Origin of the sequence: Asticcacaulis sp. SL142 (genome assembly GCF_026625745.1) — a bacterium.
Lineage (GTDB): Bacteria > Pseudomonadota > Alphaproteobacteria > Caulobacterales > Caulobacteraceae > Asticcacaulis.
Map to the genome: position 1 here is coordinate 132,877 of NZ_CP113061.1, position 21,062 is coordinate 153,938.

Sequence of the window (21,062 nt, forward strand, 5' to 3'; positions counted from 1 at the left end):
CTCTTGCAATCAAAAAGGATTTTGCTTGCAAGCTCCCCCTACACCGCACGGGCGTCCCCGCAGGGGGAGTTCTAGTACGCTTCCTCGGCCATGCGTGCCACACCCGGCGGCGGGCCAAAGCGGTTGGTGCGGTTAACCCCTGGTATAACCGCCAGCAGCAGAAATAGCCCAAAGCTGATCAGGGCCATGATATTCAGCCCGATCCCCGCCCATTCAAACATCCGCGCCAGATGTTCGGCATCGGCCGTGTAGTACTGCGAACGGGTAAAAAAGATCACGATCCCGATCAGCGGAATAAACTGAACCAGTGCCAGCACCGCTGGCCATTCGATGTCATGCAGCCGCTTTACCGTCACGGCAAACAACGGCCACATCAGGACTAATGTAATCACCCCCGGTATGGCCGCGATCATCATGTCGTCAATCGGCAGCGGCGGCATATACTGGCGCTGGGCATAGCCAATGGCTTCGATCGCCAGCTTAACCCCAATAACAAAGGCAATGAATGGCAGCCGCGCCACCCGCCCGCTAAGCGAAAACAGAAACCCCATGATCAATCCCCCTTACCCCTTCGGATAACACGAGTATGCCACTATTTTGCAACTTCGCAATGGCAGGGGGGACACAGTGCCAAAGGGATTTAACCCGCTGGCATTTTTTACCCTACCGGCGGGCAGTCGCCGCCCAGCTTGCGCTCATAGGCATCGACCAGGGCCACATAGGGCGGCACAAAGGTATTGGCCGACAGTACCGTCCCGTCCGGCAGGGTTTCGGCCTGCGCCACCCGCACCTCAAAATGCATGTGGATGGTCGTGTACTGCTGAACGCCGTTTTTGAGGCCGAGATTGTTGGACACAAGGCCCAGTTTCTGCCCGCGCACCACATGATCGCCGTAAGCCACCTTAAGGGTCGATGACTGCATATGCAGATAGCGATAGATGCGGTAGGGCGGGGATTTGCCGGTGATCGCCACCGTCATGGACGCCACCTGAGTGACCACGCCGTCTTCGGCGGCCACGGCCCAATAGGTGTTGGTCTTGCAGGTTTTGGGGCGGATATCCTGCCCCTGATGGCCCTTGGTGCCGGTCTTGCACATGACATTGCTGCCGGTGCGGGTCTCACAGAAATTGTCCTGCCACGGATAGGCGTAGTTTTCCGGCGCGCACTGGCTGGGGTTGTCGGGGCGCTCATAGCCGCCCGGTTTCCACACCTGAGAATTGGCATAGGATGGAGTATCGGCCAGCGGAAAACAGATGCCCGGCGCCCAGTTTTTGGTGTTGGTATAGCTGGGACCGGAGCCTGCGATCAGTTGGGTTGGGGGATCGTAGGGAAAGGTGGCGGCACCTGATGAGGCGACCTCCGATGACGTCTCATGGGCAACCTCTGAAGCCGCTTCGGACGCGACTTCGGTTTCGGTGCCGACTTCGGGCACGGGGGCCGGTTCAGGCGGGCTGTCACAGGCCCACAGGCTGATGGCGGCAAAGCCAATGACGGCGACGGCAAACAGGACCCGGATCATTGTGCGTCTCCGAGGTTCGCTCCGGCGGCGCGGGCGGCGGCAATGGCGGCATTACCCATCACCACATCGGTAAGATCAGCGACCACGGTGCGCAGATAGCCATCGGTCTTGCAGGCCGCGGCTTCACTATCATCGCAGGTCAGATCGGCGGTGTAGGTCACATTGAAGCGTGTGAAGCTGGCGGTCCAGCCATCTTCGGTGCGGTCGATCTGCACCGGTTCGGTCACGCCCTGAATACGGGCGGCGCGCTTTTCCAGACGGCTGATGGCACCGGATGGCACCGGCAAAGCGGCGGCATTGCCGGACAAGGTGATCTGCACGCCGTCGCCCTGCGGCAGGTTCATTGAATAGGCATCCCCGAAAGAGATCAGGCGCGCCTGAGCGGTTTTCAACGCACCGCCACTGCGCGGCAGCAGGATCGGCAGGCGAATTTTATCCAGTTCCGGGCGGGGCAGGCGGGCCACAATGGCGGCAGTGGTCTTGGCGACGATGCCGCGCTGATGGCGGGCGGCGGCGGCCTGCCAGTCGATACGCGGGCGTTGCGTTGCAGGGGCGGGGGTTTGCTGGGTTTGGGCAACCGGCGCGCGGGTGGCGGTAACGGGGGCGACTTGGGCGACCGCCAGTTGCGACAACCCAAGACCAATGACCGGAGTCAGGATAACGATCCCCATGCCCACCGTGACCATCACATAGGGATGGGCCATTTTTCGGATGATCCGGCGACGGATTTTGGTGCGTTTCCCTGCCATTGGCTTTAGCCCCTACACACTGCCTTTTGCTGCGTTAAGAAGTTGTTAACGGGTGTGGACAGATTTGTCATCCGGCGTAAACCCTTGAAAAACAAAAGGGTGCGGCCTGTGATCGAAAGGCCGCACCCTGATGAATTTTTTCGCGCTGCGAGAGATTTTGCCGGAATTATTTCTCCAGTTCGAACTCAGCGCTGACGTTGATGGCGATATTTAGCTCACCGGCGGCGATCGGGGTGGCATCCATCATCTCGGCGCGGGCCATGGTTTTATAGACCGGCTGCGGCGCGTAGCCACCGGATTCCGACAGGGTGACGATGCGCTTGACCTTATAACCCATAGCCGACGCATAGAGATTGGCGCGCTGGGTGAGGGCAGCGACGGCGGCTTTGCGGGCAGTGTCTTCGGCAGATTGTGAGTCTTTCAGGCCAAAGTTGATGCCGTCGATCTGATTGATGCCGGCCTTAACGACCGCATCGATGCTGGTGCCTAGGCGGTTAAGGTCATCAACCTTGACCGTCACGCGGTTCGACGCCTGATAGCCGCGCAGCACCGCCGGGGCATTTTGCGGATAGTCGTACTGGGCGTTGAGGTTGAGGTTCGAGGTCTGGATGTTTTTATCAGCGATGCCGAGTTTTTTGAGCGCGGCAAAGACAGCATTCATGCGGTCACGGTTGAGCTTCATGGCCTCTTCGGCGGTCTTGGCTTCGGTCATGACGCCGAAGTTGATCGACGCGGTGTCGGGCGTGGCCTTGACTTCGCCCTGAGCGCTGAGGTTGAGCGTGGTGGTCGCCTGCGGTGTGAACAAACAGGAGGCATCCTTGTTGCAATTAAAGGTAGGCGCGGTTTGCGCCGCGGCGGGCAGGGCGGCGGAGCCTGCCATAAGCACCGCAACGGCGGAAAGCGTGGTTATGTTTAGTTTTGTCATCTTAGTGAGGTCCTGAAAAATCCCTTATTCCCGATGGTGATCACAAACCACAATTACGGCGCGATTAAGTCTGGGGCGTGACGGGACAAAGACCGTCCACACCTGTGATATTTATGCGGGAGTTGTGAGGTGGCGGCACCTGTTGAAATTCTAAATCAGGCCTTTAAATTGCGGACGCGGCATGTTAGGCAAGCCGTCCTTTTGGCGCACCGCGTCTTTAAGGCCTTTTGAAGCGCCCGGCCGCAACGGCTGGCTTTATGCGTTTTCGGGGGCGAGTAGCTCAATGGTTAGAGCCGACCGCTCATAACGGTCTGGTTGGGGGTTCGAGTCCCTCCTCGCCTACCACCCCATTTTCATCATTATATAGTATTGATTTTATTCAGTTTTTATTGAATAAAATTTTGCGATGGTAGCAATGCGGTAGCAAAATGCGACTTTAGTGGTAGCAAAATGGTAGCAAAAAAAATCTAAAGCTTGAAGCTCGGCATCATGTTTTCAAGCCACCGTTTGCGAACCGGATAGTCGGGCATGTGCTGGGTAACAAGCGCCCAAAAGGCATTCGTATGGTTGCGGTGGGTGAGATGGCACATCTCATGGAGCACAACATACTCAAGAACCGGGCGGGGAGCTTCTATAAGGTGCCAATTGATCCTAACGATACCGCCGCGCGTCAGGCTGCCCCATAATGTATCAGAATGTATGATCTGAACGCCCTTTGTGGTTAGACTCAGGGCTTTTTCATATCGGCGCACGAGTGTGGAAGCGTCTTTTTCCAGATAGGCTTTGAACCACTCAATCATGCGGTTGCTGAGAGCGGCATCTAAATCGGCATCAGAAATGTGGCTGGGCGCAGTGATCTGGAATCCGCCATTAAACTGGATGTCAAAGTCCGCGACATCAGCGCGCCTTATGGTTAGTTTCGCGTTCCGACCGCGAAACCTTATCTTTGCTCCAGACTGAAGGCGGTGATAACTATGGCGTTCAAGATACGCCAACCGCTCATTCATCTCGGTCAGCTTGTCGAAAACCCAGTGCCGCTTCTTATGAACGAATGCTGATATATCACTTTCAGGTGCGGTGTCAGGCGCGACCACTTCCACATGGTGCGGACGGACTATGATGCTTTTTTTCTGAGCAGATGAACTTCTGCGCACATCATAGGGGATCGTAACCTTGCCGATTTGAATATGATTCATCACTGGAATTTAGCATAATTCCTCGTGGCATATTCCTCGACGGGCACAGAAATTTCTTTGAAGGATTTCAGTTTAAGTTCGTGCGCAATAAGCCGAACCTGTTGGCGTAGTTCTTTTTTTAACTGATCGCGGGTCTGCCAGCCTTTAGGCGCTGTGTCATCGCCGCTATACAACCCGTCTACGCGCTCTGCGAAGGCTTTCATAGTTATCGCGTCCCCATCATCTTCAAGCCCCTCTACGAGCCTGAGAATGGCGTAGGCGCGCGCGTTCAATCCACTGGTCGCATGTGAGGCGTCTTCGGCTTCGAGGTCTTTGGCTTGCTGCTCCAAGGCGCTCAGGGCATCGGCGGCTGCCATTTGACCTTCCTGAAAACGCTTAAGGATAAAGGTGGAAGAAGAATTGGGTTTGGCTTCACCGATGAATTGATTGAAGTTTGAAATGACCAGTTCGTAACGCTGGATTTCATTTTTGTCGGCGGCAAGCTTAGGTCTGCTGGCTACCATCCGTGTGAAATATTGATTTAGCGTGTCAGCCTTTTTAGATGGATCAAGCATTGGGTTGAGCACAGCGCGGGGGGCTGCTGGTGTCACATGCTCAATAAAATCATGACTATCCATGACGCTGAGTTTGGATATTAAGCGGTCACGGTGGATCGTCACCGTTCGGTCAATGCCGCGCTTAAAGATCACTAAAGCCGTGGCGTATAGCGTATCCCAAAGCTGGCTTTTAGGGCTGATATGAATTCCACGATTGGCGCACCAGCGTCTAAATTCATTCGTCAAATCAGCTTCACCAGACGCTAGATATTCCAGCGTGTGTTTAGCGTCTATGGTTGGATCATTTAGCAACGGTGGGGCGACTGTGAATCGTGTCCGCAATTCATCCAACGCTTGAACCAACGCTTGTGTGACCGGTTCGTCAGGGTCTTTGACATCAGCATCATGAAACGGTTGGTTCAGGTTGACCGCATGTTGTGCAATGGCGATCCTGTTGTGACATTCGCGGATGATCGGTTCAGACTTTGAGAACGCTTCACGCTGGTTAGATGTCTTCAATGAGCCTTGAAATTCCAGTCGGTTCATGATCGATTGAAGGGGCTTGGGAACCCTGACCCGATAGTAATATGTGCCGTTACGGTTATAAATTTCATCAGATTTAGCGGGCATCACTTCACCATTTTGCGACCATTAAGGCGGCGCTTTACTATCAACCTTTAGTTATGGCGTTAATTGATGCGCTGTCAAACCTTAATGGTAGCAAAAAATGGCGTTTGTGGTAGCAGGTGGGTTGGAAAAAAATATAGTAAAATAAGTATGTTGGTGAAAAATATAGGCTTTTGGTAGGTATGAAAGGTTATCCCTCCTCGCCTACCACTCATAAAATAGTATATTGAATTTATTGGGGTAAATTGGATTTGTTGCAAATCCGATGGCGATATTTGTAACTTTACGTTCCTGATTTGGGCTTTTGGCGTTTATGGGTAGCTTCCCAGGCCATTACACCACCTCCATAACCGGCATGTGCCGAAGGTCAGCTTGGCGCGTGCAATCGCGTCGTGTATCAAAACGGTTGGGTCGAGCGGGCAAGGGGTGATTCCAAATATGAAGGGCAAGATTACACAGACCCACCTCGCGATTGCGATTTGCATAGCGATAAGTGTCGCGATCACCGCGGCATCGGTTCTGTACGTTAACGGCTTTTACGCGATGCGTGAAAACGCTTGGAAAGAATGGGCGATAACGGAAGTTTACAGGGGAAAGCAATTGCCCCCGGGAGATGTGCCCTGCGATCCGCAGGTTGATCTAAGAACCTCTGAGCTCTGTGCACAATGGAAAGCAGCAGATGCCGCCGCGACCAGCGCTAACTGGGCGATCGTGACGGCGATCACCTCTATGATTACGCTGATCGTCACCGCAGTAAGCATCTATTTTATTTGGGGCAGCTTGAGTGCATCCAGACATAGTCTGGATAATACCCGAAGGCAGAACATTCAGGAATTTAGGGCGTATCTTAGATTTGATTTTGCCGAGTTCACCGAAGTTGGATTCAATATTGCGATTCCTACTATCACGGTTACCAACTATGGGCGGACAGAGGCGTGGAACTTGAGAGGAAGTTATTCTCTTATGGTCACGTTGGCGCAGCGACGGCCAGAAGCAGTTTTTATTGGACAAACTAGCTCGGTAACTGGAGATGTTTTTTGTCCTAATCAGATTCATAATGGTAGGCCCGAAGCCATCGAATACACTGATACATTCATCAATACTTCTGGCTTGCTGAGGGCTCGGGCAGGTATTGAAATTGAAAGTGCTGTAATGACAATCAGTGGGACATATATAGATTTTATAGGTTCCGAGCGTAATTTTGTTGCTAGTCAGCGCTTCAGCATATCGATAGATGGCAGTGAATATCGACGCACATTTCGTCCAGTCAACAATATTGGTGAAATTCTCATACGTGTTTGACGTTACTGATTTCTTTTTGTTTCCCATCACCCTCAACATCCCTTCCGGTCGGGGGCGGGTTGGGCGCCGACTTCGTTGTGGCGGGTGCCATGGACCAAGGCTATGACCGGCGCGAGGAATTCCGACCACTTAGGCCGGAAGAAATTCTGGTGTTGGCGTTTTTGAAAAAGCGGCTGGTTACGTGAGTTTATGAGCCGCTTTTTTGATAGCGCGGTCCCAGATGTTTTGCGGCACGGCCGGGGCGGTTTCGGACAGGTCGGCCAGCTTGGCAATCAACTCGCTCAAACCCGCTTCGGTGCGTGATTTTAGGGTCACGATCTCTAGCTGGCGGCGCAGGCTGGTATAGGCATTGGCGGCATTGAGATGCTGCTGCGACCGCTCCGACCAGCGTAAAGACGCCTGAAGGATCGAGGTCACGGACACCAGCCCGCCAAGGATAAACAGCAGCAGGCTGACCGTGTCTTTGTTGGCCTCATAGCCACCCGGCACCACGATCGGAAGGGCCGCCAGCAGCGATACCACAAACCCGCCCATCAGGTTGAACAGCATCAGCGTGCGGGACAGGGATTCAAAAACCTGGGTCGCTTCCCAATGGGCGTGCTGGGCATGGCTGATGCGGGTTTGGGTCTCCCGCAGGATGCGCGCAAAATCCGCCTCAGTCCCCGTCGTTACGCTGTCCATGATTGATCGCCCCCCGTCAGATCAGTATTAACCCACAGGTTCGGGGTGGGCAAGAGGGCGAAGCTGTCCTAAAACCGGCATCACCTGAAACCGTGAGTCATGGCATGTGGCAGCCCAGCGAAATCTATCCCGACCCCTCCATAGACATCCTAGATCCGCGCTTTGAGCGCTATCGCCTGAGCTTAAGTGCGGTCGAAAAGCTTTATGAGGGCACGCGCTGGGGTGAGGGGCCGGTGTGGTTTGGCGACGGGCGCTATCTGCTGTGGAGCGATATCCCCAACAACCTCATCCTGCGCTGGGACGAAGAAACGGGCGCGGTCAGCCCTTTCCGCAAGCCTTCCGACTATGCCAACGGCCATACCCGCGACCGGCAGGGGCGACTGATTTCGTGTCAGCACGGCAGCCGCAGCGTCACCCGCACCGAATATGACGGCACGGTCACGACCCTGATCGATCAGTTCGAGGGTAAGCGGCTCAATTCGCCCAATGATGTCACGGTTAAATCTGACGATTCGATCTGGTTCACCGACCCGACCTTTGGGATCGGCGGTGATTATGAGGGCCATCGCGCGACACCGGAACTGCCGACAAATGTTTACAGGCTCGATCCGATCACGGGTGAGGCTGCGGTGGTGGCGGCTGATATTGATCATCCGAACGGGATCTGTTTTTCGCCTGATGAAACAAGGCTCTATATCGCGGAATCTAACGCAAAACCTAAGCGTATCCGCGTCTATGATGTGGCTGCGGATGGCCGGACACTGACGAACGGACGGGTATTCGTTGATTGCGGCGATGGCGCGCCCGATGGCTTTCGCTGCGACGAAGACGGCAATCTGTGGTGCGGATGGGGTGGCGGCGTAGGCCTGAACGGGGTTAGGGTATTTGCGCCTGATGGGGTGGCGATCGGCCATATCCATCTGCCTAACCGCTGCGCCAATCTGTGCTTTGGGGGGAGGGCTAAAAACCGCCTGTTCATGGTGGCGGGGCAGTCGCTGTTCAGCCTTTATGTCAATACCAGAGGCGTGTAGTCCTAAAGAAACTTTCCCCTGAGTGAGACTAAGGCTTGACCAATGGAAATAGTCGGTCAAACCTGCGCCTAATTAAGAAAATGCCACATCAGGGAGTACAGATTGCATGGCAACCCAAGGGGAAAGTGCGCCAAAGCACCATAAAGCGACCCAGAACGAAAAACTGGTCATCGCCGCATCGTCGTTGGGGACGGTGTTTGAATGGTACGATTTTTACCTTTATGGCCTGCTGGCCACCTATATTTCTGTTCAGTTCTTTTCGGGCGTCAATGAAACGACCGGCTTTATTTTTGCGCTGGCGGCGTTTGCGGCTGGCTTTGCCGTACGGCCGTTCGGGGCGCTGGTGTTCGGGCGTATCGGTGACCTTGTGGGGCGCAAGAACACCTTTCTGGTGACGATGGGCCTGATGGGGCTGTCGACCTTTGCGGTTGGTTTGCTGCCGTCCTATGCGTCGATTGGTGTGGCGGCGCCCATTATTCTGGTGGGTTTACGTCTGATTCAAGGGCTGGCGCTCGGTGGCGAATATGGCGGGGCGGCGACCTATGTGGCCGAACATGCGCCCAATAATAAGCGCGGGCTCTATACCTCCTGGATTCAGACCACGGCGACCATGGGCCTGTTTGCAGCCCTGCTGGTGGTTATCGGCACGCGCACCGCCATTGGCGAAGAGGCGTTCAAGGAATGGGGCTGGCGCCTGCCGTTCATCGTTTCAATTCTGTTGTTGATGGTGTCGTTGTGGATTCGGATGCAGCTTAATGAGAGCCCGGTCTTCCAGAAAATGAAGGATGAGGGCAAGACCTCCAAGGCGCCGCTGTCCGAAGCGTTCGGCAAATGGGGCAACCTGAAATGGGTGATTATCGCCCTTCTGGGGGCAGTCGCCGGTCAGGGCGTGGTCTGGTACACCGGTCAGTTTTATGCGCTGTTTTTCCTTGAGAAAACCCTGATGGTCGATGGCGCGACGGCTAATATTCTGATTGCGATTTCGCTGGCTCTGGCCACGCCGTTCTTTGTGTTCTTTGGTTGGCTGTCGGATAAGATCGGGCGTAAACCGATCATCCTGTTTGGCTGTGCGCTGGCGGCGGCGACCTATTTTCCGACCTTTAAACTGCTGACCGACGCGGCCAATCCGGCGCTGGCGGCGGCGCAGGTCAGCGCTCCGGTGATGGTGACCGCCCACAAGGACGACTGTTCCTTCCAGTTCGATCCGGTCGGCAAGAATAAATTCGATGCCAAGAGCTGCGATATCGCCAAGACTTATCTGGCTAAAAGCGGCATCAACTACACCAATATCGAGGCCCCGGCGGGCACGATCGCCAGCGTAAAGGTCGGTGATCAGACCTTTACCGCCCCTGATCCGGCGGCCCTTACCGGCGATGCTAAAAAAGCCGCCATCGCCACCTATCAGGCTGATCTGAAAGGCGCGTTGACGGCGGCGGGCTATCCGGCCAAGGCCGACACGACCCAGATGAATAAGCCGCTGGTGGTGGGGATATTGTTCTACCTCGTGTTCCTGGTGACGATGGTCTACGGGCCGATTGCGGCGTTACTGGTTGAGCTGTTCCCGTCCAAGATCCGCTATACCTCCATGTCGCTGCCCTATCATATCGGCAATGGCTGGTTCGGCGGATTCCTGCCGACGACGGCCTTTGCGATGGTGGCCGCTACGGGCAATATCTATTACGGCCTGTGGTATCCGATTGTGGTGGCGGTCGGCACGGTCATCATCGGGTTGCTGTTCCTGCCTGAGACGTTTAAACGCAGCATTGATCAGTAACGGCGTTTAACCTAAAAGATGCGCGGCCCACGTCAAAAGCGTGGGCCGTTTGTGATTTTGGTAGGCAATTTGGGGAGACCGCTATGACCGAACCCACATCGCCAAAAGGTCGCTATGTGGCGCTGGCCCTGCTTGTGGTCGTCTATGCGCTCAACTTTCTGGATCGGCAGATCATCAGCATTCTCAAAGACCCGATTGCCGAAGAGTTGGGCTTAAGCGACACCCAACTGGGGCTGATGGGCGGCCTGGCGTTCGCATTATTATATACCACGCTGGCGGTGCCGGTGGCCTGGCTGGCGGACCGTTTCTCGCGAGTATGGATCATGACCGGGGCCTTGGCCCTGTGGTCAGGCTTTACGGCGTTATGTGGATTGGCGGGTAATTTCAGCCAATTGTTTCTGGCGCGCATGGGGGTAGGGGTCGGCGAAGCGGGCGGAGTCGCTCCGGCCTTCAGCTTAATTTCCGACTATTTCCCGCCCAGGCAACGCGCGCGGGCGCTGGCCATTTTTGCCTTTGGTATCCCGATTGGCTCGGCGGCAGGGGTGTTGTTTGGCGGGCTTTTGGCGCAGCAGGTTGACTGGCGGTTCGCGTTTGTAGTGGTGGGGCTGGCGGGGGTTCTATTTGCGCCGATATTCCGGTGGCTGGTCAAGGACCCGCCCAGAGGCGGGATGGACGGCGCGATTAAGGCCGAAAAACCAATGGGATTTCTGGCCACGGCGCGGTTAGCGGCGACAAAACCCGGTTTCTGGTTGCTGTCGCTGGGGTCGGCCTTCACCTCCATGACCGGCTATGGCTTCATGTACTGGTTGCCGACGTTCCTTGCACGCTCGCTGGAGATGGATCTGGGGGCGCGGTCGTGGTTTCTGGCCGCATTGCTGCTGATCGGGGGCATGGCCGGGATGATCCTCGGCGGGACTTTGGGTGACCGTTTGGGGCAAAAATCGCGGGCGGCCTATCCGTTGATACCGGCGGTGGCGCTGCTGATCTGCGTGCCGCTCTATGCCATAGGGGTGAATGCGCAAACGCCCGCGATTGTATTTATCATGCTGCTGATCCCGCAGGCTCTGGGGTTGGTGTGGATGGGGCCGGTGATCACGGCGGTTCAGCATCTGGGGCCGGCAAACTCCCGCACGATGATGTCGTCCCTGTTTTTGCTGATCAACAACCTGATAGGCATTGCAGTCGGCACCTGGTTTTTCGGCTTTATGTCCGATCATCTGCGCCCGCAGTATGGGGATGACTCGATGAAATACGCGTTTCTGATTGGGCTGTCGTTCTATGTGGTCGCGTCTGGCCTGTTCTTTGCGGCCTCGCGCCGGATGACAGCCGATTGGGTGGAATAAACCCCCTCTTGAATTCAAACTCCGTTTGATTTCAAGCTCCCCCTACATCAGGGGGAGTTCTAAAGAAACCCGATCCACCGTCCCGCAAGCAGCACCGATAGCCACAGGATGAAGGACGCAACGGCGGATAGTTTGACGCCTGCGGTTAGTGGGCCGCCTCTGAGCGCGCGTTTAAACGCCGGCTTGAGGTGCTGAAAACCTATATTGAGGATCGCCACCGCCAGTAATCCGACTTTCCACAGGAAGGCTGGGTTGGCCAGATAATCGGCAGGTGCTACCGAAAACAGCCAAAGCCCGGTTACAACCGCCAAGGCCACGCCTGTCATGGCGCAGCGTGACAGGAATGGCCCAATAAGGCTCAGTGGCACTGACCGGAACGCGCCCATTAGCCTGAGATCAAGCGGCAGTATGGCCCCAAGGATCAGGCCTATGCTTAAGATATGGCTGGCATTGACGAAGATATAGGCGACCGGCGACGCCTGAAGCCACGCCGCCCCAAACCAGATAGCGTCAGCCGCCACCTTAGTTGGCCTTAAGGCGTTCCGGGTACATGTCGTAGTTTTTGTCGCCAAGGGTGATGCGCACGGCCTTCATGTGCATCTTATCCTTATCGAGCGAACGGTTGCCCAGAATACTGATGTCATCGCCAACCTTGGCGGTAGTGCCGGTAAAGCCCGAACGCTCGGTCTGGGTCGGATTGCCAAGGTCGATCTGCCACAGGACGCCGTCAGCCGCTTTGACATGTAAAACCGGATGCGGCGGGGCCATGGAGATTTTCTCAACCTTGCCACTCAGTTGGCTTTGTTCGGCCTGCGCCCATGACCAGCCATGATGGGCCTGCGCCGGCATCAGCGCCCACACAGTCACGATCGCGAGGGCGGCGGCTCCGAATAGCCAGTATCTTAAGGGTATAGCGCGGATCATGTTTTTCCCTGTTCAGGTTCTATCGGCGGACCGATTCACGTTTTACGAGTGTGCCTGATGATCGATAAGAAATCCATGGGTTTGGTTACCGCAGGGGCAAATCGTGCGGCAAATCTTTTGGTGTTGCGAGGCAAGTGCTGGCGCAATACAAAGGTCTGACAAAAATCCGCAACGGGTATGACAAGTTAGCGGCACAACACAGGGACATCGCCAATGACACCGTTTTATAGGAATTCACTATATAGGTTTATGGCCGTAAGCCTGATCGCGCTCAGTGGTTCGGTGATGGCCGCGGAGGTGCCGCATCTGAAAACGCAAGGCACGGCGACCCAGCTTATGGTCGATAACCAGCCGTTTCTGATGATCGGTGGCGAGCTGGGCAATTCAACGGCCTCAGACCCTGAGCACCTGAAAACCCACTGGCCGGCCCTGAAAGCCATTGGCGTCAACACCATACTGGCCCCCGTCGAGTGGGATCAGGTTGAACCTGAAAAGGGGCGATACGATTTCAAGGTCGTCGATGCCATGATCGCTCAGGCCCGTGCGCAGGACATAAAGCTCGTTATCCTGTGGTTTGGGGCCTGGAAAAATTCCATGTCTACCTATGCGCCGCCTTACGTAAAGCGCGATTATAAAACCTATGATCGTGCTGAGGATGACAAGGGCGTGGCGCAGGAAATTTTAAGCGCCCACGATCCCGACACGCTGGCGGCGGACAGGTCAGCGTTTGCGGCGCTTATGGGCCATCTGAAAACGACGGATGCTGAGCGCACCGTTATCATGGTGCAGGTCGAAAACGAGATTGGCATGTTGCCGACCGTGCGCGATTACAGCCCGCAGGCCGAGGCCGCCTATCGCACAGCCGTGCCCGCTCAATTGCTCAAATATATGTCGGCCAATAAGGCGCGCCTCAATCCGTTCCTGCGCGATCTGTGGGCGGCCAATGGCTTTAAGACCAAAGGCACTTGGGCCGAAGTGTTCGGGAGCGGCATCGAAGGGCAGGAAGTGTTTCAGGCCTGGGGCTATGCGACCTTTGCCAATGAACTGACTAAGGCCGGTAAGGCGGCCTATCCGCTGCCGATGTATGTCAATGCTGCCCTTAATCATCCCGACAAAAAGCCGGGCGAATACCCCAGTGCCGGGCCTTTGCCGCACCTGTTTGATGTCTGGAAGGCGGCGGGGCCGCAGATCGATGTGCTGGCTATCGACAGCTACTGGCCGGATTTCGTTGGCTGGGCCGATAAGTTCAAGCGCCATGACAACCCGCTATTCGTGCCCGAAGCCAATCAGGCCGGGAAATCCGAGGCGGGCGGCAATGCCTTTTACGTTTTTGGCGAACACGACGCCATGGGCTTTTCGCCGTTCTCGATCGAGGATTTGCCCAATCCAGAAAGCAATCGCCTGACGCAGGCCTATAGCGTGTTACATCAATTGACGCCGGTCATGCTGGCCCATCAGGGTAAGGGCGCAATGCGCGGTTTCAAGGCAGCCGTAGACATCAAGGGCGTGGTTGATGAGACGCCGCCGCACCTTCGATCTGGGCGGTTACAGCGTCAAGGCCGCCATGATTGACCCGTGGACGCCGAAGGACAAACAGGACATCGCGGCCCACGGCGGGTTGATCATTCACATTGGGGGCGATGAGTTTCTGGTGGCCGGATCGGGTGTGATCCTGACCTTTGCGGATGCTGCGGCCGGTTCCGGCTACCGTGTCGGTATCGAGCAGGCGATCGAGGGCAGCTATGAGAACAGTGTCTGGAAAGACGGGCGCTGGCTGAACGGCGACCAGACCCATCAGGGCCGCCATCTGCGCCTGCCGCCGGATCGCTTCTCGATCCAGAAGGTCAGGCTTTATCGTTACCGCTGAAGACGCGGGAGTGTATAGTGCGGCTCACACATAAAGGAGACGCACCATGACTCTGCTTCGGGTGCATCATATCACCCAGTATAATTACCGCCGTCCGGTTGGTTTTGGTGAGCATCGGCTGATGTTCCGGCCGCGCATCAGCCACGATCAGCGCCTGATTTCGTCATCCCTGACCATCTCGCCGGTGCCGAGCGACCTGTTCTGGATACATGATGCCTTCAATAATTCCATAGCGGTGGCGCGCTTTGGGGAAGCCGCCGATCATCTGCGCTTTGAAACCTCGGTGGTGCTGGAGCATACCCCTTTGCTGGGGCTACATTACCGCACCGAAGAAGGGGCGCGTCACTGGCCATTTGAGTATGACGAAGAAGACCTGCCTGACCTTATGCCCTCGATGCAGCGGCAATATAGCGATGGCGGCATGACGGAGGCGTGGGCGCGTAAGTTCATCAATCCGAATGGCCCAACCGATACCGCCGCCCTTCTGGAGGCCATGACCCACGCCATTCATGACGACTTCAAATATGCACGGCGCAATAATCCCGGCACCCAGACCCCGGAAATGACGCTTTATAGCTTAAGCGGCACCTGCCGGGACTATGCGCTGCTGATGATGGAAGCCGTCCGGTCGCTGGGATTTGCGGCGAGGTTCGTAACCGGCTACATATATGTGCCGATGCGCGATGGCAGCGAACTGCTGGGCGGGGGGGCGACCCATGCCTGGGTGCAGGTCTATCTGCCGGGGGCCGGGTGGGTCGAGTTTGATCCGACCAACGGTATTATTGGCAACCGCGACCTGATCCGAATTGGCGTGACCCGCACACCGCGCCAGGCTATCCCTTTATGGGGCACCCATACCGGAAGCCGCATAGATTTTTTAGGCATGGACGTTCAGGTTCATGTCACGACGTTGACTGACGCCGACGCGAATGAACCTCCCTCCTTGCCCTGAAAGGCGCCTATGAAAATCAAAGCCGGCTATGAGCTGACCTATGAGTGCCCGCAGCCGACGCCCATGCTGCTGTGCCTGAACATCCACCCGTCGCGGCGGGCCGACCTGCTGACGCCGCAGAACGTGGTGTTCTCACCCGCGGTCGAATCCTGGAACTATCTCGACAGCTTCGGCAATGTCTGCACGCGGGTGACCGCCCCTGTTGGGTCGATGACGGTATCGACTGAATTTCTTATCCACGATACCGGCCGGCCTGACTATGTGCCGCTGGATGCCATTCAGCACGACGTGCGTGACCTGCCCGATGAGGTCTTACTTTATCTGCTGGGGTCACGTTACTGCGAAACCGATAAGCTGGGGGACATTGCCTGGAACCTGTTTGGCCATACGCCGCTAGGCTGGCCGCGGGTGCAAGCCGTGCTGAATTTCGTCCATAACCACATTCGATTTGACTATCAGATGGCTGATAAGACCCGCAGCGCCTTTGATGGTTATCAGCAACAGGTCGGCGTGTGCCGTGACTTTGCCCATCTGGCCCTGACCCTGTGCCGGTGCCTGAATATTCCGGCGCGGTACTGCACAGGCTATCTGGGCGACATCAAGGTTGAGCACAGTTCGTCACCGATGGATTTTTCCGGTTGGTTTGAGGTCTTTTTGGGCGGGCACTGGTATACGGCCGATGCCCGGCATAATAAACCGCGCGTGGGCCGGATATTGATGGCGATCGGGCGTGATGCGACGGACGTAGCGATCTCTACTCAGTTCGGGCCGGGCGTGCTGACTAAGTTCAGCGTGGTCACAGAAGAGGCCAGCTACGCGTGAGGCCTATAGACTGGCCAGACGCCGTAGAGGTGCGCAATCGCGCAGGGGCATCAGACATCGTGCTGCTGTGCGAACATGCGTCACACTTTATTCCTGAGCGCTATAACGGTTTGGGCCTGTCTGCGATTGACCTCGGCCGCCATATCGCCTGGGATATCGGGGCGGCCGAGGTCGCGCGCAGACTGTCGGATGCCCTGGGGGCGGTGGCGGTTTTGGGCGGGTATTCGCGGTTGTTGATCGACCTGAACCGGCCTTTGCATAGTCCGGCCAGCATTGTTACCCGCTCCGAAGCTACGGACATCCCTGGCAATATCAATATTGATGAAGCTGAACGTCAGAGCCGCATTGAGGGCATCTTCAATCCCTTCCATGCGTTTGTGAGCGCGCATCTGGATGACCGGCAGGCAAGCGGGCGACCAACCCGCATCGTCAGCATCCACAGCTTCACACCGGTTTATCATGGTGAGGCGCGTCGCTGGCATGGCGGAGTGCTGTTCGACAAGGCGCAAACCTATGGTGACGCGGTGCTGGCGCGGCTGAGCGATCCGGGTCTGGTCCTGGGGGCTAATGTGCCTTACCAGACCGGCCGGGACGATGATTATGGTATACCGATCCACGGCGATGACCGAGGCATTGAGGCCGTTATGATTGAAATCCGGCAGGACTTAATCAGCGATGCAGCGGGCGTTGAGGCTTGGGCAGATCGTCTCTCTAAGGCGCTTTAGGGTTTAACCCGAACCGGATTAGCGCGGGCGGCGGCACCGTCGGGCAGAACGACCTTATAAGGGCCAAACTCAGGCCGCGGCGTCGGATAGTCGGTGGAGATATAGTGTGCGCCGGATTTAAGCGCGGCCTCAAACCGACTGAGATCATTAGTGCGGGCCTCTGTGGTGGAGTCATCGGCCCGAGTGCGGACGATAAAGCCTGCCTTAACCGCGGCCTGGATCCGGGCGAACTGCTTGGCCGGATCGTTCATCGTGAAATAGGCGGCGTGGTCGGCGGTTTCGCTGAGTGAATTGACAAACACCGGCAGCCCTTCGAGTGACGTGTGGTCGCGCATGTAGACGGCGACCTTGGCGGGGCCTTCATCGAGGGCGAAGAACACCTTGCCTCGCGCCGCCTCCAGTGTCGGCCAACCGCTTTTAGGTCCACTGGCCAGAACCCCGTCGCGCAGGGTTTTATGATTGCCACGCACATCATCGGGTGTGATCAACCTGTCAGGGCCGAACACCGAGCGAATTTCACCGTCGAGCGCATCAAAGGCCTTGGCATCATAATCAAGCGCATTGGTGCCGCCGTCCACGGTTGATTTACCGTCCTTAGCGTTCATCATGATCAGGATCGGCACATGTTTGGGGTGCGCGTCCGACCAGGCCTTGACCTGCTTAAGACACAGAACAAAGGTCGCGCACTGGCTGCGGACATCGGCATCGGGCATGTGCAGCACCTTATAGCCGGGCTTATCCATGCCGGTCGCGTCATAGGCCACACCGCTCAATTGCGGCAGGCGCGGGCGGGCATAGCGCCCACCGTCGGGGTCGTAGAGCACGTCGATCTCAAGCTGGCGCATCCCCAGATCAAGCTGATCTTTCAGCGGCAAATGGCCGTAATCGAGTGCGCGGGCCGCCTGCTCAGAGCGGGTGGCAATCATGGCCAGTTCCGCCGGTGGTATGGCAACTTTGTAACTGTTGTGCGTACCAATCGCCTGCAGGTCATTCATGCGCAGGTGTGAAGCGGCGGAAGGCTCTAAATCCCGCGCTATCGCTGATGTGGCAAGGCAGGCAAAGAACAGTGTTATGAGGGGGCGGCGCATGGGTCAACTCGTGCTGGCTGTAAATTGGTATGTGTCCGCCGTACCACGGTAACATGACAAATACGCAAATTCGCTCCCGATATCGTTGGGTAAAATGGTAATTCATATATCTGCCATAAATCCGCAAAATCCCGTTCACAATTTAGCCATAACGGGCGCTCCATAGGCCGCACCTCCCCATGATCGCGGCATAATGGAGTTCTTAATATGTCAAAATCGAATTCTTCGCTGTGGTCGAGTGCCGCGCTCAGCGTGCTCGCCCTGTCGCTGGTTAGTGGTGCAGCCTATGCGCAGGAAGCAACCGAAACCGCCGTTCAGACCAATGACAGCGATGTTCAGGAAGTGGTCGTGCGCGGTTTCCGCAAGTCTCTGGGTCAGGCCCGCGCTTTAAAGCGCAATTCGGACGTGGTCGCTGATGTTATCGTCGCCGAAGATATGGCTAAGTTCCCGGATCTGAATCTGGCGGAATCGCTTCAACGCCTGCCGGGTGTGGCGATCAACCGTGAAGGTGGCGAGGGCCGCCGCGTGTCTCTGCGCGGTCTGGGTCCTGATTTTACCCGCGTACAATTGAACGGCATGGAAGTGCTGGGCAATGTTGACTCGCCGATGGACAGCCGCGGTCAGACGTCACGCGACCGCGCTTTCGACTTCAACCTGTTTGCCTCTGACCTGTTCAACAAGGTTGATGTCAAGAAGTCCTTCTCGGCTGAGCAGGATGAAGGCGGCATGGCTGGCACCGTTGGCCTCTATACCGCCAAGCCGTTCGACTACAAGACCGGTCTGAAAGGCGCGTTCTCGCTGCAAGGCGGCACCAATACCAACACCGAAGACTTCCAGAAGCGTGGCGCAGGGATGCTGTCGTGGAATCATGAAGGCAAGTTTGGCGCATTAATCTCGGTCGCCTACGGTCAGCGCGACACGCAGGAACAGGGATACAATACCTACGGCGCGGGTCGTCAGGTCGCCACGGCGGCTAACGTCGTCAACCTGAGTCCTGAAGATCAGACCAAGGCACGGGCAGGGCAACTGGTGTTCCAACGCGGCAACCGCCTGTCGGTTTGGGGCTCGGAGCAGGAGCGTCTCGGTATTACTGCGGCCCTGCAATGGCGCCCGATCGAAAACCTGACCTTTACTCTGGATGCGCTGCATGGTGAATTCACCAATGACCGCGATGAACTGCACCTGGCCACCCGCGCCAGCGTAGGTTCGACCATTCTGGGTAACTCTACGCCGCACTCCGGATCTTTGGTCAGTCCGGCACCAGTCCTCAATTCGATCCAGTATGACAAATATAACTCGGTCGTCTATGCTGATGTCGAAAACACGGTATTCGCCACGGAAACACGTCGCCAGACTACCGAAAATACCTTTGATCAGTTTGTCCTGTCCGGTAACTGGCAGGTATCTGATAAGCTGAATATCAACGGCCATCTGGGTAAGGAAACCTCGGACTACGATATTCCGGTATCGGACAAGTTCTACATGGAAGCTTTTGGCGGCCTGATAACCGATTACCGCGTCGATCAATTCTATGCCAAAAATACCTATAAGTGGGATACGACCGACCCGAACAACTACCGCGCCCATGAAATTGACTTCTCATCGACTTATCAATCGACGGAACTGGAAAATGCCGAGCTCAACGGCGCTTATGAAGTCAGAGATGACCTGACCATTAAGGCTGGTCTGTCATTCCGCGGCTTTACCAATTCCGGCCGCCAATATACCAATGACAACGTTTTGCTGTCGTCCTGGCAGAACGGCTCGGTCGATGACCGCGTGACCAACTACTATAAAGTTTTCACAGATCACGATGATCAGGACTGGGTCATCGCCGACTTCGACAAGGCGCTGGAAAACTATAACATCACCCGCACGGTTAATCTGGTGGCGTCGTCAAACTACAGCGTCACCGAAGACACTAACGCAGCTTACATTCAAATGGATTGGAAGGGCGATCTGTTCGGTAAGCCGGTGCGTGGTAACGTCGGTATGCGCGGTTATGAGACCGAACTGACCTCTAAGGGCTTCATGAGTGTTAATGGTGCCACCACACCGGTTACGTCATCAAAGTCTTATTCTGGCACCCTCCCGTCCTTCAACGCCGTCATGGAAATCAGCGATAGCTTCCAGGTACGTGCGGCCGTGGCGCAGAACCTCAACCGTCCATCCCTGACATCCTATGCCCTAAACGGCTCGGTTAGCCTTGATGAAACCGCCAACACCTTGACGGTTTCGACCGGTAACCCGAACCTTGAGCCCTATACTTCGGACGAATTCGATCTGGCAGGTGAGTGGTATTTCGGGGGCGTAGGTATGGTCACGGCTGGCGTGTTCCACAAGAAAATTGACGGCTTTATCGTCAATAAAACTGAAAGCAACATTCCGTACTCACAAACGGGCTTGCCGACTGATCTGGTGGACGGGCTTACCGCGGACAGCAATGTCACGACCTATACCCGCCCTATCAATGCCAAGGACGCCAAGTTGACCGGCCTTGAAATCAGCGGTCAGACGGATTTCTTCTTCCTGCCGGCACCGTTCAATAACTTCGGTGTAGTCGCCAACATGACCTTCATCAAGTCGGAGATGGAGACGAATAATCTTTACGGTTCGCTCTACACCAAGACGGAAAAAACATCGATCTATGGTATGTCGGACGTCAACCACAACCTGACGATCTACTACGAAACCTCGACCTGGGGCGCACGGGTTTCCGAGAATTTCCGTTCGGATTACCTGATCGACGGCGGCGGGTTTGCCTCGACCACCTATGTGGATGCGGCGGCCTTCTGGCAGATCACGCCATCAATCCGCCTGACACTGGATGGTATTAACCTGACCGACGAGAAAGAAATCCAGTACAATAGCTACTGGCCGGGCGCGGGTGAAACGGGTGCCAAGCGCCTGTGGAATACCACCACGTCTGGCAAGACGGTCTTTGTCGGCGTCAGCATGCAGTTCTAGTTAAACTCACCCCAAAGTTATTGGCCGTTGGTCA

Annotated in this window: 20 protein-coding genes and 1 tRNA gene; 11 read left to right on the top strand and 10 right to left on the bottom strand. The window is 56.2% G+C overall.

The window, feature by feature from the left end:
- Positions 1-71 precede the first annotated feature (71 nt).
- From OVA03_RS00510 to OVA03_RS00525, 4 genes are all read right to left on the bottom strand, one after another.
- Positions 72-551 (bottom strand): DUF805 domain-containing protein, encoded by a 480-nt coding sequence (locus OVA03_RS00510; RefSeq protein ID WP_267526297.1) that lies wholly within the window; start codon positions 549-551, stop codon positions 72-74.
- A gap of 107 nt (positions 552-658) precedes the next feature.
- Positions 659-1,519 (bottom strand): M23 family metallopeptidase, encoded by an 861-nt coding sequence (locus OVA03_RS00515; protein ID WP_267526298.1) that lies wholly within the window; start codon positions 1,517-1,519, stop codon positions 659-661.
- Complete coding sequence (locus tag OVA03_RS00520; RefSeq protein ID WP_267526299.1) at positions 1,516-2,268, bottom strand: hypothetical protein; 753 nt, start codon at positions 2,266-2,268, stop codon at positions 1,516-1,518. The genes OVA03_RS00515 and OVA03_RS00520 overlap by 4 nt, the downstream gene beginning before the upstream one ends.
- Before the next feature lie 166 nt (positions 2,269-2,434).
- Positions 2,435-3,193 (bottom strand): SIMPL domain-containing protein, encoded by a 759-nt coding sequence (locus tag OVA03_RS00525; protein WP_267526300.1) that lies wholly within the window; start codon positions 3,191-3,193, stop codon positions 2,435-2,437.
- Between the two features lie 269 nt (positions 3,194-3,462).
- Here OVA03_RS00525 and OVA03_RS00530 point away from each other — a divergent pair.
- Positions 3,463-3,538: transfer RNA gene (locus tag OVA03_RS00530), tRNA-Ile, on the top strand.
- 122 nt (positions 3,539-3,660) lie between these two features.
- Here OVA03_RS00530 and OVA03_RS00535 read toward each other — a convergent pair.
- Positions 3,661-4,389 carry a M48 family metallopeptidase gene (locus OVA03_RS00535; RefSeq protein WP_267526301.1) on the bottom strand — a complete coding sequence of 243 codons (729 nt, stop codon included), beginning with the start codon at positions 4,387-4,389 and terminating at the stop codon, positions 3,661-3,663.
- The gene (locus OVA03_RS00540; RefSeq protein ID WP_267526302.1) at positions 4,389-5,555 is read right to left on the bottom strand and encodes a DUF6538 domain-containing protein; all 1,167 of its coding nucleotides are present in this window, start codon (positions 5,553-5,555) and stop codon (positions 4,389-4,391) included. Before OVA03_RS00540 ends, OVA03_RS00535 begins: the two co-directional genes overlap by 1 nt.
- Positions 5,556-5,990: 435 nt before the next feature.
- Here OVA03_RS00540 and OVA03_RS00545 point away from each other — a divergent pair, with 435 nt between their 5' ends.
- Positions 5,991-6,854 carry a hypothetical protein gene (locus OVA03_RS00545; protein WP_267526303.1) on the top strand — a complete coding sequence of 288 codons (864 nt, stop codon included), beginning with the start codon at positions 5,991-5,993 and terminating at the stop codon, positions 6,852-6,854.
- Between the two features lie 177 nt (positions 6,855-7,031).
- Here OVA03_RS00545 and OVA03_RS00550 read toward each other — a convergent pair whose 3' ends face one another.
- Positions 7,032-7,535: an SLATT domain-containing protein gene (locus OVA03_RS00550; protein ID WP_267526304.1), complete on the bottom strand. Its 504-nt coding sequence runs from the start codon at positions 7,533-7,535 to the stop codon at positions 7,032-7,034.
- 104 nt (positions 7,536-7,639) lie between these two features.
- On the opposite strand from OVA03_RS00550, the gene OVA03_RS00555 reads away from it, so the two are divergent.
- From OVA03_RS00555 to OVA03_RS00565, 3 genes are all read left to right on the top strand, one after another.
- Entirely contained in the window at positions 7,640-8,566 is a 927-nt protein-coding gene (locus OVA03_RS00555) for an SMP-30/gluconolactonase/LRE family protein (RefSeq protein ID WP_267526305.1), read from the top strand.
- Between the two features lie 106 nt (positions 8,567-8,672).
- Entirely contained in the window at positions 8,673-10,340 is a 1,668-nt protein-coding gene (locus tag OVA03_RS00560) for an MFS transporter (protein WP_267526306.1), read from the top strand.
- Positions 10,341-10,423: 83 nt separating this feature from the next.
- Positions 10,424-11,683: a spinster family MFS transporter gene (locus tag OVA03_RS00565; protein ID WP_267526307.1), complete on the top strand. Its 1,260-nt coding sequence runs from the start codon at positions 10,424-10,426 to the stop codon at positions 11,681-11,683.
- A 59-nt stretch (positions 11,684-11,742) separates the two neighbouring features.
- On the opposite strand, the gene OVA03_RS00570 is transcribed toward OVA03_RS00565, so the two are convergent.
- Both OVA03_RS00570 and OVA03_RS00575 read right to left on the bottom strand, forming a co-directional pair.
- Positions 11,743-12,204, bottom strand: coding sequence for a DUF6644 family protein (locus OVA03_RS00570; RefSeq protein ID WP_267526308.1), 462 nt, complete (start codon positions 12,202-12,204; stop codon positions 11,743-11,745).
- Between the two features lies 1 nt (position 12,205).
- Complete coding sequence (locus OVA03_RS00575; RefSeq protein WP_267526309.1) at positions 12,206-12,607, bottom strand: DUF6152 family protein; 402 nt, start codon at positions 12,605-12,607, stop codon at positions 12,206-12,208.
- 249 nt (positions 12,608-12,856) lie between these two features.
- Between OVA03_RS00575 and OVA03_RS00580 the strand changes: the two genes are divergently transcribed.
- From OVA03_RS00580 to OVA03_RS00600, 5 genes are read left to right on the top strand one after another with little or no spacing between them, the layout of a single operon-like run.
- Positions 12,857-14,179 (top strand): beta-galactosidase, encoded by a 1,323-nt coding sequence (locus tag OVA03_RS00580; RefSeq protein ID WP_267526310.1) that lies wholly within the window; start codon positions 12,857-12,859, stop codon positions 14,177-14,179.
- Positions 14,121-14,474, top strand: coding sequence for a DUF5597 domain-containing protein (locus tag OVA03_RS00585; protein ID WP_267526311.1), 354 nt, complete (start codon positions 14,121-14,123; stop codon positions 14,472-14,474). Before OVA03_RS00580 ends, OVA03_RS00585 begins: the two co-directional genes overlap by 59 nt.
- A gap of 46 nt (positions 14,475-14,520) precedes the next feature.
- The gene (locus OVA03_RS00590; protein WP_267526312.1) at positions 14,521-15,426 is read left to right on the top strand and encodes a transglutaminase family protein; all 906 of its coding nucleotides are present in this window, start codon (positions 14,521-14,523) and stop codon (positions 15,424-15,426) included.
- A 9-nt stretch (positions 15,427-15,435) separates the two neighbouring features.
- On the top strand, positions 15,436-16,248 hold the full coding sequence (locus tag OVA03_RS00595) for a transglutaminase-like domain-containing protein (RefSeq protein ID WP_267526313.1): 813 nt from the start codon (positions 15,436-15,438) through the stop codon (positions 16,246-16,248).
- The gene (locus OVA03_RS00600) at positions 16,245-16,973 is read left to right on the top strand and encodes an N-formylglutamate amidohydrolase (protein ID WP_267526314.1); all 729 of its coding nucleotides are present in this window, start codon (positions 16,245-16,247) and stop codon (positions 16,971-16,973) included. The genes OVA03_RS00595 and OVA03_RS00600 overlap by 4 nt, the downstream gene beginning before the upstream one ends.
- Here OVA03_RS00600 and OVA03_RS00605 read toward each other — a convergent pair.
- Entirely contained in the window at positions 16,970-18,061 is a 1,092-nt protein-coding gene (locus tag OVA03_RS00605; RefSeq protein WP_267526315.1) for a phosphatidylinositol-specific phospholipase C1-like protein, read from the bottom strand. The two genes, OVA03_RS00600 and OVA03_RS00605, sit on opposite strands and share 4 nt — an antisense overlap.
- A gap of 207 nt (positions 18,062-18,268) precedes the next feature.
- Here OVA03_RS00605 and OVA03_RS00610 point away from each other — a divergent pair, with 207 nt between their 5' ends.
- Entirely contained in the window at positions 18,269-21,028 is a 2,760-nt protein-coding gene (locus OVA03_RS00610; RefSeq protein ID WP_267526316.1) for a TonB-dependent receptor, read from the top strand.
- Positions 21,029-21,062 lie beyond the last annotated feature (34 nt).

Coding starts and splice junctions, on each gene's coding strand:
- OVA03_RS00510 (WP_267526297.1), bottom strand. CDS start 551: ATGGGGTTTCTGTTTTCGCTTAGCGGGCGGGTGGCGCGGCTGCCATTC.
- OVA03_RS00605 (WP_267526315.1), bottom strand. CDS start 18,061: ATGCGCCGCCCCCTCATAACACTGTTCTTTGCCTGCCTTGCCACATCA.
- OVA03_RS00555 (WP_267526305.1), top strand. CDS start 7,640: ATGTGGCAGCCCAGCGAAATCTATCCCGACCCCTCCATAGACATCCTA.
- OVA03_RS00580 (WP_267526310.1), top strand. CDS start 12,857: ATGGCCGTAAGCCTGATCGCGCTCAGTGGTTCGGTGATGGCCGCGGAG.
- OVA03_RS00590 (WP_267526312.1), top strand. CDS start 14,521: ATGACTCTGCTTCGGGTGCATCATATCACCCAGTATAATTACCGCCGT.
- OVA03_RS00540 (WP_267526302.1), bottom strand. CDS start 5,555: ATGCCCGCTAAATCTGATGAAATTTATAACCGTAACGGCACATATTAC.
- OVA03_RS00560 (WP_267526306.1), top strand. CDS start 8,673: ATGGCAACCCAAGGGGAAAGTGCGCCAAAGCACCATAAAGCGACCCAG.
- OVA03_RS00565 (WP_267526307.1), top strand. CDS start 10,424: ATGACCGAACCCACATCGCCAAAAGGTCGCTATGTGGCGCTGGCCCTG.
- OVA03_RS00515 (WP_267526298.1), bottom strand. CDS start 1,519: ATGATCCGGGTCCTGTTTGCCGTCGCCGTCATTGGCTTTGCCGCCATC.
- OVA03_RS00535 (WP_267526301.1), bottom strand. CDS start 4,389: ATGAATCATATTCAAATCGGCAAGGTTACGATCCCCTATGATGTGCGC.
- OVA03_RS00595 (WP_267526313.1), top strand. CDS start 15,436: ATGAAAATCAAAGCCGGCTATGAGCTGACCTATGAGTGCCCGCAGCCG.
- OVA03_RS00550 (WP_267526304.1), bottom strand. CDS start 7,535: ATGGACAGCGTAACGACGGGGACTGAGGCGGATTTTGCGCGCATCCTG.
- OVA03_RS00520 (WP_267526299.1), bottom strand. CDS start 2,268: ATGGCAGGGAAACGCACCAAAATCCGTCGCCGGATCATCCGAAAAATG.
- OVA03_RS00545 (WP_267526303.1), top strand. CDS start 5,991: ATGAAGGGCAAGATTACACAGACCCACCTCGCGATTGCGATTTGCATA.
- OVA03_RS00610 (WP_267526316.1), top strand. CDS start 18,269: ATGTCAAAATCGAATTCTTCGCTGTGGTCGAGTGCCGCGCTCAGCGTG.
- OVA03_RS00575 (WP_267526309.1), bottom strand. CDS start 12,607: ATGATCCGCGCTATACCCTTAAGATACTGGCTATTCGGAGCCGCCGCC.
- OVA03_RS00585 (WP_267526311.1), top strand. CDS start 14,121: ATGAGACGCCGCCGCACCTTCGATCTGGGCGGTTACAGCGTCAAGGCC.
- OVA03_RS00525 (WP_267526300.1), bottom strand. CDS start 3,193: ATGACAAAACTAAACATAACCACGCTTTCCGCCGTTGCGGTGCTTATG.